General features: G+C 64.9%; 9 protein-coding genes and 1 pseudogene. All 10 read left to right on the top strand.

Annotated features, from left to right (window positions below; genetic code table 11):
• Nucleotides 1-904: Gfo/Idh/MocA family oxidoreductase (locus EOA27_RS05970; protein WP_145970268.1), on the top strand; the 904-nt coding region annotated here is incomplete at its 5' end.
• 101 nt (nucleotides 905-1,005) lie between these two features.
• Complete coding sequence (locus EOA27_RS05965) at nucleotides 1,006-2,661, top strand: FAD-binding dehydrogenase (RefSeq protein ID WP_126080135.1); 1,656 nt, start codon at nucleotides 1,006-1,008, stop codon at nucleotides 2,659-2,661.
• A 92-nt stretch (nucleotides 2,662-2,753) separates the two neighbouring features.
• Nucleotides 2,754-3,728, top strand: a complete 975-nt coding sequence (locus tag EOA27_RS05960; protein WP_126080136.1) for a 2-dehydropantoate 2-reductase N-terminal domain-containing protein — start codon at nucleotides 2,754-2,756, stop codon at nucleotides 3,726-3,728.
• Nucleotides 3,729-3,821: 93 nt separating this feature from the next.
• Nucleotides 3,822-4,142 carry a hypothetical protein gene (locus EOA27_RS05955; protein ID WP_245467300.1) on the top strand — a complete coding sequence of 107 codons (321 nt, stop codon included), beginning with the start codon at nucleotides 3,822-3,824 and terminating at the stop codon, nucleotides 4,140-4,142.
• A 31-nt stretch (nucleotides 4,143-4,173) separates the two neighbouring features.
• Complete coding sequence (locus EOA27_RS05950; protein ID WP_126080137.1) at nucleotides 4,174-5,061, top strand: RNA polymerase sigma factor; 888 nt, start codon at nucleotides 4,174-4,176, stop codon at nucleotides 5,059-5,061.
• 234 nt (nucleotides 5,062-5,295) lie between these two features.
• Nucleotides 5,296-9,366 carry a Pls/PosA family non-ribosomal peptide synthetase gene (locus EOA27_RS05945; protein ID WP_245491039.1) on the top strand — a complete coding sequence of 1,357 codons (4,071 nt, stop codon included), beginning with the start codon at nucleotides 5,296-5,298 and terminating at the stop codon, nucleotides 9,364-9,366.
• Complete coding sequence (locus EOA27_RS05940; RefSeq protein WP_245467304.1) at nucleotides 9,363-9,842, top strand: GNAT family N-acetyltransferase; 480 nt, start codon at nucleotides 9,363-9,365, stop codon at nucleotides 9,840-9,842. The genes EOA27_RS05945 and EOA27_RS05940 overlap by 4 nt, the downstream gene beginning before the upstream one ends.
• Nucleotides 9,839-10,498: a 4'-phosphopantetheinyl transferase superfamily protein gene (locus tag EOA27_RS05935; protein ID WP_245491038.1), complete on the top strand. Its 660-nt coding sequence runs from the start codon at nucleotides 9,839-9,841 to the stop codon at nucleotides 10,496-10,498. The genes EOA27_RS05940 and EOA27_RS05935 overlap by 4 nt, the downstream gene beginning before the upstream one ends.
• Nucleotides 10,499-10,698: 200 nt before the next feature.
• Nucleotides 10,699-11,008 (top strand): annotated as a pseudogene (locus tag EOA27_RS05930) (helix-turn-helix transcriptional regulator).
• Between the two features lie 56 nt (nucleotides 11,009-11,064).
• On the top strand, nucleotides 11,065-12,237 hold a 1,173-nt coding region (locus EOA27_RS05925; RefSeq protein WP_281059397.1), incomplete at its 3' end, for a proton-conducting transporter membrane subunit.

Genomic DNA, 12,237 nt, shown 5'->3' with positions numbered 1-12,237 from the left:
CCTGTCGGCGATCGCCAGCCGCGACCTGTCGAAGGCCAAGGCGCTGGGCGAGCGTTTCGGCGCCCGCCATGCTTTCGGCTCTTATGAGGAACTGCTTGCCTCCCCGGACGTCGACGGCGTCTACATCCCGCTGCCGACCTCGCAGCATGTTGAATGGACGGCGAAGGCGATCGAGGCCGGAAAGCATGTGCTGGTGGAAAAACCGCTGGCGCTCGACGCCAAGGACATCCCGCCGCTGATCAAGCTGCGCGACCAAAAGAAGGTGCTGGTCTGCGAGGCGTTCATGGTCACCTATCACCCGCAATGGATCAAGGTGCGCGATCTGATCGCCAGCGGCGCCATCGGCCGGCTGCGGCACGTGCAGGGCGCCTTCTCCTACTACAATGTCGATCCCAACAACATGCGCAACAAGCTAGACCTCGGCGGCGGCGCGCTGCCCGATATCGGCGTCTATCCGACGGTGTCGACGCGGTTCTCGACTGGCAAGGAGCCGATCCGCGTGCAGGCGACGATCGAGCGCGACAAGACCTTCGGCACCGACATCTATTCCTCGATCCGCGCCGATTTCGGCGACTTCGAATTGTCCTTCTATCTCTCGACGCAGATGGCGGCGCGCCAGGTGATGGTGTTCCACGGCGAGAAAGGCTTCATCGAGGTCTTCGGCCCGTTCAATGCCGGGCTCTACGAGCACCACCGCATCGAGCTGCACAACCAGAACCATACCGAGGCGCAGGTGTTCCGCTTCCCCGGCACGCAGCAATACCGGCTGGAATGCGAGGCCTTCGTGCGCGCCGCACAGGGCGGCAAGGACCGCGTCTTCACGCTGGAGGAATCGGTGCTCAACCAGAAGGTCATCGACGCCATCTTCCGCGCCGGCGACAAGGACGGCTGGGAGCCGGTCTGACGATTTTTGCTTTTACGCAATTCCAAACGGAAAACCGCGTCACACTTCTCCTGAATTGCGTAGGTTTCGAATAAGTTTGCCGGCTCATTCTGGGAGGAAAAATGGCTGACGCGGACGTGATCATTGTCGGCGCGGGGCTGGCGGGGCTCGTCGCCGCTGCCGAACTGGCGGAGGCCGGCAAGAAAATCATCATCGTCGACCAGGAGCCGGAACAGTCGCTGGGCGGCCAGGCCTTCTGGTCCTTCGGCGGACTGTTCCTGGTCGATTCGCCGGAGCAGCGGCGCATGCGCATCCGCGATTCGCACGACCTCGCGCTCGAGGACTGGATGGGCACGGCCGCTTTCGACCGCCCGGAGGATTTCTGGCCGCGCAAATGGGCCGAGGCCTATGTCGGCTTCGCCGCCGGCGAGAAGCGCTCCTGGCTGATCGAGCGCGGCTTGAAATTCTTCCCCGTCGTCGGCTGGGCCGAGCGCGGCGGCGGCAATGCCGTCGGCCACGGCAATTCGGTGCCGCGCTTCCATGTCACATGGGGCACCGGACCCGGCGTGCTCGAACCTTTCGTGCTGCGCGTGCGCGAGGCGCAGAAGCGCGGGCTGGTCGAATTCAGGTTCCGTCATCGGGTCAACGAGATCATCCGCACCCGCGATACCGTCACCGGCGTGCGCGGCGACGTGCTGGAGGCGAGCAGCGTCGAGCGCGGGCATAAGAGCTCGCGCGCCGTGTCCGGCGCGTTCGAGCTCAGCGCGCAAGCAGTGATCGTCGCTTCCGGCGGCATCGGCGGCAATCACGAGCTGGTGCGCAGGAATTGGCCCGAGCGCCTGGGCGCGCCGCCCAAGCGCATGATTACCGGGGTGCCCGACCATGTCGACGGGCGCATGCTTGCGATCACCGAGGCCGCGGGCGGCAGGATCATCAACCGCGACCGCATGTGGCACTATGTCGAGGGCATCAAGAACTGGGCGCCGATCTGGACCGAGCATGCGATCCGCGTCCTGCCCGGTCCCTCCTCGATCTGGCTCGACGCGCGCGGCAAGAGGCTGCCGGTGCCGCTCTATCCGGGCTTCGATACGCTCGCCACGCTTAGCCATATCATGGGCACCGGCTTCGACTATTCCTGGTTCATCCTGACCAGGAAAATCATCCAGAAGGAGTTCGCTCTGTCGGGCTCCGAGCAGAATCCGGACCTCACCGGGAAGAGCTGGCGGCAAGTGCTGGGCCGCGCGACATCGGGCATTCCCGGCCCGGTGAAAGCCTTCATGGAAAAAGGCGAAGACTTCATCGTCGAGGCCGACCTTTCAAAGCTGGTGGCGCGCATGAACGCGCTGGCCGGCGGCGAGCCGCTGCTGGACGTCGCCCAGGTCGAGCGCGAGATCCGCGCCCGCGACAGGCAGCTCGACAACCCGTTCTCCAAGGATGCGCAGATCACGGCGCTGCGCGGCGCGCGCACCTATCTCGGCGACAGGCTGATCCGCACGGCCAGGCCGCACAAGATGCTCGATCCGGCGAACGGCCCGCTGATAGCGGTGCGCCTCAACATCCTCACCCGCAAGACGCTGGGCGGGCTTGAGACCGATCTCGACAGCCGCGTGCTCGATGCCGCCGGACAGCCGGTTCCGGGGCTCTACGCGGTCGGCGAGGTAGCCGGCTTCGGCGGCGGCGGCCTGCATGGCTATGCGGCGCTGGAGGGCACCTTCCTCGGCGGCTGCATCTTTTCGGGGCGCAGCGCCGGACGGGCGGCGGCGGCCACGATTGCGTGAACGGAGGGGGCAGGTGATCGCCGGGTTAGCGACAACGCTGTAGGCTTTTTCAGTCAACAGTTGTCGACCGAACTCCAATCAGCGGGAAGAGCATGCGCATCATCGTCTATGGCATCGGCGCGATAGGAGGCGCCATCGCGGCCCAGCTGAGTTTTTTCGGCCACACGGTCCTCGGCATCGCCCGCGGCAGGCAGCTTGATGCCATCCGCGCTTCGGGACTGTCGCTTTCCACTCCGCAAGGCACCAGGACCGCGCGCTTTCCTGTCTATGCCGACCCGGCGGAGATTTCCTTCGAGCCGGACGATGTCGTGCTGCTGACGATGAAAACGCCAGACACGCTCGGCGCGCTGCAACGGCTCAACGCCGCCGGCCTGGCGACGCAACCCGTATTCTGCTTCCAGAACGGCGTCGCCAACGAGGCGCTGGCCTTGCGTTTCTTTGCCAATGTCTATGGCGCAACGGTGATGCTGCCGGCCGATTACGACACGCCCGGCGAGGTCGGGACCTATTTCGCGCCCAAGATCGGCGCCTTCGACATCGGCCGCTATCCTTCCGGAACCGACGACGCGGTCGAGAAACTGTGCGGGGTCCTGAGCACGTCCGGCTTCATCGTCGAGGCCAGGGACAATGTGATGGACAGCAAATACCGCAAGCTGCTGGCCAATCTTCGCAACATCATCGACGCGGCGCTTGGCGACACCGAGCTTCAGCGGAAATGGTATGCCAGGGCGCTCGCCGAGGCGGAGGCGGTGCTGACCGCCGCCGGAATAGCGTGGGACAAGACCGACGCCATGGCCCGCCAGGAACTGACCATAACCGCCATTCCCGGCCGAACGCGCGTCGGGTCGTCGACGCTGCAGAGCATCGTGCGCGGGACGGGCTCCCTCGAAACCGACTTCCTCAACGGCGAGATCGTGCTGCTCGGGCGGCTGCACGGCATGGCGACGCCCGTCAACGCAGCCTTGTGCAGACTGTCGATCGCGCTGGCCAGCGGCCGGATGCGGCCGCAATCGGCCGGCGACGACACGATCGCCTCCATGATCGGCGCGGCCGACGGAACCGGCTGATCGCCGGAGGCAATCAAAAAACAGAGCCGCCCGAGAATCCTTTCGGGCCCATGGAACGTCTTCCTCATGCAGACCCGCAAACAGGAGACTCCCATGACCTACAATCTGATCCGCTATGGCGTGAAGGACGCCAACATCGCCGAGAACCGGGCGCTGGTGGAAAAAGTGTTCGAGGCGCTGGACGAAACGCAGCCGCGATCGGTGCGCTATCTGGTGCTTGAGTTGGATAACGGCGAGTTCGTCCACCTTGTCGGCTATGACAAGGACAGCTCGGCGCTGACCGAGCTCGACGCGTTCAAGGCGTTCAGCGCCGATCATGCCGGCCGGCGTTCGACGCCGCTTGTGAGGTCGCCGGCGAAGATCGTCGGCGATTATCGTATGCTGGCCAGGGCCAATGAAGCCGTGCCCGCCTGACCTTGGCATTGGCGAGGCGAGAAAGAGGACGATGAGCTTGGCAGGGTTCGGCCGCGCGGAACTTGAAGCCATGCTCGTCGGCCTGCGCCCGAAACTGCACCGCTATGTCGCGCGCATGGCGGGCTCCGCCGTCGAGGGCGAGGACATCGTGCAGGAGGCAGTGGTGAAGGCGCTCGCCGCCCATGATGGCGGCGCTCTCGTCGAACGCCCCGAGCAGTGGCTGTTCCGCATCGCTCATAACGCGGCGCAGGATCATCTGCGCCGCCGCCAGCGGGAGCGCTCCCGCGTCACCGAGGCCGACATGACAACGATCGAGGATCTCTCGGCCAACGCCGAGGTGAGGCTCGCGGCGGCGGCAAGCCTGCGCAGCTTCATGCAGCTTACGCTGGCGCAGCGCAGCGCCGTGATCCTCGTCGACGTGCTTGGCCTCACCTTGCATGAGACCTGCGAGGTGACGGGCGCGACGCTTGCCGCCACCAAGGCGGCTCTGCATCGCGGCCGGGCGGAGCTGAAGGCGCTGGCTTCGGCGCCGGCCGATCTCGCGATGCCGAAACTCGAACCGGAAGAAGAGCGCCGGCTGCGCCGCTATATCGAGCTGTTCAACGCGCGCGATTTCGACGGGGTCAGGGCGCTGATCGCCCAGGACGTCCAGGTCGACGTCGTCAACCGCACCCGCCTCACCGGCAAGAAGGAAGCCTCGACCTATTTCGGCAATTACGAGCGCCTCGGCGACTGGACACTGTCGCTCGGCTTTGTCGATGGCCTGCCGGCGATCCTCATCCGCAACCCGCAGGCGGACGATGCCGTGCGCGGCTTCGTGCTGGTCCATTGGCGCGGCGAAGAGGTTGTGCGCATCCGCGATTTTCGCCATGCAGCCTACTGCCTCGAGAATGCAGACATCCATCCCGTCGGCGTTTGATCGTCGCGTGAGGCACTGCTCCATCAAATCATCGTGAAGCCGCGCGATCGTCACGGATCGGCCATCAGCGCAGCAGCATAGGCCTGCTCGAAGTCGGCCAGTCCCCGGTCCCATACGCGCCACGGCACGATCATTTCACCGTCCGCGAAGAAGGCGCCTGGCCAGCCGTCGTTAGTTTTTTATCATTTCACCACTCACGTAATGCGGGCGGACAGGAGCCCGCGAGGTTCTCTGATGTCTCTTACCGAAGCCACCAAGCCCGCCAAGCAGGATTCCCGCAAGGCCAAAGCAGCCACCGCGGCGCCGCCGCGCGAGCAGATCCTGATCGGCCCTGATTTCATCCAGAAAGGCGATCCGCATGAGCGGCTCGACCGGTTATTCGCCGATCTGGCGAGCCGCTTCGATGCCGCACCGGCGGTCATCTCCGGCGGTCGGCGCTGGTCGTATCGCGAGCTGAACAGCCGCGCCAACCAGTTTGCCCATCTGTTGATCGAGCGCGGTGTCAAGCCAGGCGACAGGATTGGCCTTTTGCTCGACCGCTCCGCCGAAACCTACATCGCGGTGCTTGCAGTGATGAAGGCCGGGGCGGCATTCGTGCCCTTGGCCACCGCGTTTCCCGAAGACCGTATGGTGATGATCATCGAGGACGCCAACGTCACGATGGTGATCAGCGTTTCCGGTTATGCCGCGCGCGTGGCGCGCCTGCCCGTTCCGCATATCTCGATCGATTCGGCGGAGTCCGAAATCGCGCTCCAGCCGGAAACGGCGCCCTTGCCGGAAGGCGCCCAGGATCAGACCTGCTACATCCTCTATACGTCGGGCACCACGGGCAAGCCCAAGGGCGTGGTCATCACCCATCAGAGTTTTTGCAACTTCATCCGCGTCGCGGCGGCGTCCTATGGCTACCAGCCGGGCGACCGCGTCTATCAAGGCATGACCATTGCCTTCGATTTCTCCTCGGAGGAGATCTGGGTGCCGTTCGCCGCGGGCGCGACCGTTGTGCCGGCGCCCGGCCAGCAGCCGTTGGTGGGCGAGGAGCTGGCCAGTTTCCTGCGCGAGCACACCATCACCTGCATGGCCTGCAGCCCGACGCTGCTGTCGTCGATCGAGAGCGATGCGCCAAGCCTGCGCGCGATCCTTGTCGGCGGCGAGGCCTGCTCTCACAAGCTCGTGGTGCGGTGGGCGAAGCCCGGCCGCCAGATCCTGAACACCTACGGCCCGACGGAGGCGACCGTCACAGCCACCATGGCCTTGCTGACGCCGGATGAACCGGTGACGATCGGCAGGCCGCTGCCGACCTATTCGATCGCCATCCTCGATCCGAAAAAGCCACAGGTTCTGAGCGGCGACGCGTTGGGCGAGATCTGCATCGGCGGCATGGGCGTCGCGGTCGGCTATCTCAACCGGCCGGAACTCAACGATGAGAAATTCATCCATGATTTCATCGGTCTGCCGAACAACCCAGGCGGCCGCATCTATCGGACGGGAGATCTTGGCCGGATCAACGACAAGGGCGAGATCGAATACCACGGACGCATCGACACGCAGGTCAAGATCCGCGGCTATCGCATCGAGCTGGGCGAGATCGAGGCCGTGCTTTTGGATCAGCCCGGCATCGCGCAGGCGGCGGTCACGACCTGGGAGATCGAGCCCGAGCGCACCGAGCTGGTCGGCTACTATGCCCCCAAAAGCGGCGGCGACGGTGGGGACCGCACCGCTCTCGTGCAGGAGCTGAAGCGACGGCTGCCCGATTACATGGTTCCGGCCTATCTCGAGCAGTTGCCCACGATCCCGATGACCGTTTCCAACAAGGTCGACCTAAGGAAATTGCCAAAGCCGACGAGCGCGCGTGTCGCCGCCGGCCATGCGATGATCGACCCGCGCAACGAGGACGAGAAGTTCCTCGTGGAGACGCTGGCGGACGTGCTGAAATTCGAGGTCATCTCCATCGAAGACCACTTCTTCGACGACCTAGGCGCGAACTCGCTGTTGATGGCGCGGTTCTGCGCGCGCATCCGCTCGCGCAAGGCCTGGTCGACGACGTCGATGCGCGACATCTACCTGCACCCCACGGTGGCGAAGCTTGCCGAACATCTGCGGGAACCCCAGACGGCCGCGGTTGCCGCGCGCGAGCCGATGCTGACGCACAGGGCCTCCAATCTTGCCATCTGGGCAACGGGGTTCGGCCAGCTGCTGTTCTACGCGGTCTACAGCTATGTGGCGTTGTGGACGATCAATGACGGTCTCAACTGGGTCTATGACGCCCTGGACGACCCGGTGTCTCTCTATCTGCGTTGCGTTCTTCTGTCCGCCAGCGTGTTCTTTGGATTGAGCGGTTTCGCCGTCGCAGCCAAATGGCTGCTGGTCGGCCGTTGGAAGGCCGAGACCTTTCCGATCTGGGGCTGGCGTTACTATCGATTCTGGATCGTCAAGACTCTGGTCCGCAGCGCTCCGGTCGTGCTGTTCCGCGGCAGTCCGCTCTATAGCCTCTATCTGCGCCTGCTCGGCGCGCGGCTCGGCAATCGCACCGTCGTCGAGTGCAGGGCCGTTCCGGTCTGCACCGATCTGATCGCCATCGGCAACAACTCGATCCTGCGCAAGGACTCGACGATCCTCGGATTCCGCGCGCAGGCGGGCTATATTCATACCGGGCCGGTCGATATCGGCAACAACGCCTTTGTCGGCGTCGGATCGACGCTCGACATCGACACGCGCATGGGCGACGGCACCCAGCTCGGCCACGCTTCGTCGCTGCATCGCAGACAGACCATTCCGGCCGGAGAGCACTGGCACGGCTCGCCTGCGATCCCGACCGAGGCGGACTACTGCAATGTGCCCAACGTCCCGTTGTCGCGGGTGCGCCGCGTCATCTACGAGGCGATCCAGCTCTTCATCCTTTTTGCCATCGTCACACCGTTCCCGCTTCTGTTCCACAGCTACTGGGAAAATGTCGGCGACGACTATGATGAGACCATCGGCGTCGTGGCGATCGGCACCACGGTCACGGTGGCGGGCTTCATCATCGGCGGGGTGCTGCTGGCGGCCATCGTGCCGCGGCTGTTCAACCTCGTGCTCAAGCCCGGCCGGAACTATTCGCTCTACGGCTTCCACTACTGGCTGCAAACGATGCTGGAGCTGGTCAGCAATGTGCGGCTCCTGAACGTGCTGTTCGGCGACAGTTCCGCCGTCGTCTATTATCTGCGCGCCATCGGCTGGAAGCTGAACAAGGTGGATCAGACCGGATCGAATTTCGGCACCAACCAGCGGCATGAAAACCCGCAGTTGAGCGAGATCGGCTCGCACACCATGGTGTCGGACGGTCTGTTCATGGTGAACATGCAGAAGTCGGCCAACTCCTTCCGGCTCGAGCACACGCGGGTCGGCGAACGCAACTTCTTCGGTAACAACATCATCTATTCACCGGATTCCCGCGTCGGCGACAATTGCCTGCTCGGGACCAAGGTCCACGTGCCGGTGGACGGCCCCGTGCGCGAGAATGTCGGGCTCCTGGGCTCGCCACCCTTCGAAATTCCGCGCATGGTCAATCGCGACAAGGAGCTTCTCGGATTGATCTCCGACAAGGAGCGCAGTCGCCGCCTGCCGCTGAAGAACCTGCACAATCTGGTCACTGCGCTGATGTTCGTGGCCGCGCAGTGGCTGATCCTGTTCCTGACGCTCGCAATCTGGGACCGCGCGCTGAACTACTATACCGAGTGGGGGCAGACGGCACTGTTCGTGGCGGTGATGCTGACCACGGCGATCGGCATCCCGTTCTATATCTTCCTCGAGCGCGCCAGCCTCGGCTTCCGCCGCCTGAAGCCCAGGATGGCGACGATCTACGACCCGGTTTTCTGGCGGCACGAACGTCACTGGAAGCTGTCCGATTCACCGATCATGGGCCTGTTCACCGGCACCCCGTTCCGGCCGCCGATCCTGCGCATGCTGGGCGTGAAGGTGGGGCTGCGCCTCTATGACGGCGGCTGCATCATCACCGAGCGGTCGCTGGTGGAGATCGGCGACGACGTGACGCTCAACGAAGGCTGCGTGATCCAGCCGCACTCGCTGGAGGAAGGCGCGTTCAAGTCCGACTACATCCGCATCGGCAATGGCTGCACGCTGGCGCCGTCCGCTTTCGTTCATTACGCGGTGACGATGGGCGAGGGATCGGTGGCCGACGTCGACTGCTTCGTCATGAAGGGCGAGGTGCTGGAGCCGAACACGGTCTGGCGCGGCAACCCGGCGAAGCTCTATGGCGTGGTGACGCCGATCGACGCCCGCGCGATGGAAGTCGGGCATGCCCCGTGACGCGCCGCGCCGGCATCAGCGACCGGCTGGTTACCCTGGAGCCTGTCGGCAAGGGCAACCGGGCGGCGATACTGGCGCTCGAACTGTTGCCGGAGCAGCAGGAGTACGTCGCCTCCAACGCCGAATCGCTGGCGGAGGCCAAGCAGGATGACGAGGCGATCGCTCGCGCCGTCGTCTTCGCCGGGCGCGTGGTCGGATTCCTCATGTACAGCGCGCCCGAGGACGATGACGAAGCGATCATCTATCGCTTCATGATCGACCGCCGCGAGCAAGGCAGGGGCCTCGGCCGCGCCGCTGTCGGCAAGGCGCTGGAAGAGATCGCGAAGCTCGGCCACATCCGCCGCGTTGCGATCTGCTATGAACCGGAGAACGAGGCGGCGCGCCGGCTTTACGCCGGCTTCGGTTTCGTCGAGCAAGGACTGGACGAAGACGACGAGATGATCGCCACGCTCGAACTGGGGCGGATAGAGCGTTGAAAACCCGGCCGCAAGGCATGTCGGCAAGCATCCGACACACCGTCGAGCAGGCATTGGCCGGCCTCGCGCCGCCCGGCCTGAGCGCCGGTTGCCGTCATATCCTCGCCGGCGACGAACAATATATCCTGCCCGCGGAAAGCGCTTCCATGGCGACGCGCGAACCCGGCGCGCGCGCCGCCACCGGGGCAGGCCGCCACATCGCGCATGAATTGCTGCGGCGTCTGGGATGCGTGAACCCCGCGATATTGCGCGGCCGATCGGGAAGCCCGATCTGGCCGGCCGGCATTGTCGGCTCGATCGCGCATGACGACACGATGGCCGTAGCAGTCGTCGCGCGATCCGGCGCGCTGCGAAGCGTCGGCGTCGACATCGAACCCGCCTTGCCATTGCCCGACGACCTCAGGGCCATGGTTGCCGCCCCGAAGGATCGCCTGGGTGATCTCGATCCGAAGCTGGGCGGCCGTATCCTGTTCGCGGTCAAGGAAGCGGCCTACAAGGCGTCGTTCCCGCTCGACGGTCGCGTGTTGGGTTTCGAGGACATCGCCATCGATTTCGAAAAGGGCGAGGCGGTCACTTCGCCGGGCCGTCGCCTGGCCGTCCGTTTTGCCACCTCCCCATGCATCCTGGCGCTGGCTTACGCAGCCGTGGAGCGCTGAGAAGCCCTTCCGTATCCCGGCACTCTGACGCCGGCTGCATAGATGGGTGCCGTATCTGGCCAGGGGCTGCCGCGCCTTCGGCCCACACTGTCACGCCATCAACATAGATGTTCTAAACATCAATCCTTGACGATAGAACATTTTAATGTAGGCTATAGCACCGAGACCTAATATCTCAAACCTGAACGAGTGAGTCCTCGGTGATAACCGCACCGCAATTGCGCGCCGCAAGATCGCTGCTCGGCATCGATCAGCGCCGGCTTGCCGAATTGTCGCCTATCGGTGCCGACGATCCAGCGCATGGAAGCCAGCGGCTCGATCATCCGGGGCAATGTCGATTCGCTGATGAAGCTGATCGCGGCGCTCGAGATCTCCGGCATCGAACTGATCGGGGAAGGCGCGGCGAGCCCAGGCGGCGGGCGCGGGGTGCGGCTGAAGAGCGGTTTCGATCCCGCCAAGGCGCCCGAACCCGATGGCGGCCAGGTCGAATCGGGCGGGAGCCAGCCGTGAATTCGACCGTCGCCCTTCTGCTGTGCGGTCCTGCCGCGTTTTTGGCAACGGCCATAATGGCCGCGGCCGCCAGCCGGCTCGCCGCCGCGACGCGCCTGGTCTATGGCGCGACACTTGTCATTTCAGCCGTGCTGCTCGCGACTGCTGCCGGCCATCTTGCCGGCAACCCCGGCGAGGCCTCCGCCACCTTGCCGCTCGGCCTGCCCTGGACCGGCGCCCGGTTCCGCCTCGACGGCCTGTCGGCGTTCTTTCTCGTCGTCGTCAATTTGGGCGGCACGATCACCAGTCTCTACGGCCTCGGCTACGGCCGGCATGAATCCCAGCCGCATCGGGTGCTGCCATTCTATCCCGCCTTCCTTGCCGGCATGAACCTCGTGGTGCTGGCAAACGACGCCTTCAGCTTCCTGTTGTCCTGGGAATTCATGTCGCTCGCCTCCTGGGCGCTGGTCATGGCGCATCACCGCGACGAGGCCAACCGGCGGGCCGGCTACATCTACCTGGTGATGGCAAGCTTCGGCACGATGGCGCTGCTGCTTGCCTTCGGCCTGTTGGCCGGGCCGGCGGGAACCTATGCGTTCGACGCGATGCGGACGGCGCATCCCGGCCCGTTCGTCGCCGGCGCGGTGCTGGTTCTCATGCTGCTTGGCGCCGGCTCCAAGGCCGGCCTCGTGCCGCTGCATGCCTGGCTGCCGCTTGCCCATCCGGCGGCACCCAGCCACGTCTCGGCGCTGATGAGCGGCATCATGACGAAGGTCGCCATCTATGGCTTCGTCCGCGTGGTGTTCGACCTGCTTGGCGAGCCGGCATGGTGGTCCGGCGTCGCGGTGCTTCTCATCGGCGGCGTGACGGCGGTGCTGGGCATCCTGCACGCGCTGATGGAAAAGGACCTGAAGCGGCTGCTCGCCTACTCCACCATCGAGAATATCGGCGTCATCTTCGCCAGCCTCGGCCTTGCGCTGGCCTTCAAGGCAAACGGCATGCCGTCGGCGGCCGCGCTGGCCTTCACCGCGGCGCTCTTCCACGTGCTGAACCATTCCTTCTTCAAGAGTCTGCTGTTCTTCGGCGCCGGCGCCGTGCTGACAGCAACCGGCGAACGCGACATGGAGAAGCTGGGCGGCCTCATCCATCGCCTGCCGGTGACCAGCTTTGTCTTCCTCATCGGCTGCGTCTCGATCTCGGCGCTGCCGCCCTTCAACGGCTTTGCCTCCGAATGGCTGGTCTTCCAGGCC

It is taken from the genome of Mesorhizobium sp. M2A.F.Ca.ET.037.01.1.1 (assembly GCF_003998075.1).
In the GTDB taxonomy this organism is placed as follows: domain Bacteria; phylum Pseudomonadota; class Alphaproteobacteria; order Rhizobiales; family Rhizobiaceae; genus Mesorhizobium.
Note: the sequence above shows the minus strand (reverse complement) of the source record. Positions and strands in the feature narration are given on the sequence as shown.

Bases quoted from the DNA above. Each gene is read 5' to 3' on its own strand.
- EOA27_RS05965 (WP_126080135.1), top strand. From the start codon at position 1,006: ATGGCTGACGCGGACGTGATCATTGTCGGCGCGGGGCTGGCGGGGCTC.
- EOA27_RS05960 (WP_126080136.1), top strand. From the start codon at position 2,754: ATGCGCATCATCGTCTATGGCATCGGCGCGATAGGAGGCGCCATCGCG.
- EOA27_RS05955 (WP_245467300.1), top strand. From the start codon at position 3,822: ATGACCTACAATCTGATCCGCTATGGCGTGAAGGACGCCAACATCGCC.
- EOA27_RS05950 (WP_126080137.1), top strand. From the start codon at position 4,174: ATGAGCTTGGCAGGGTTCGGCCGCGCGGAACTTGAAGCCATGCTCGTC.
- EOA27_RS05945 (WP_245491039.1), top strand. From the start codon at position 5,296: ATGTCTCTTACCGAAGCCACCAAGCCCGCCAAGCAGGATTCCCGCAAG.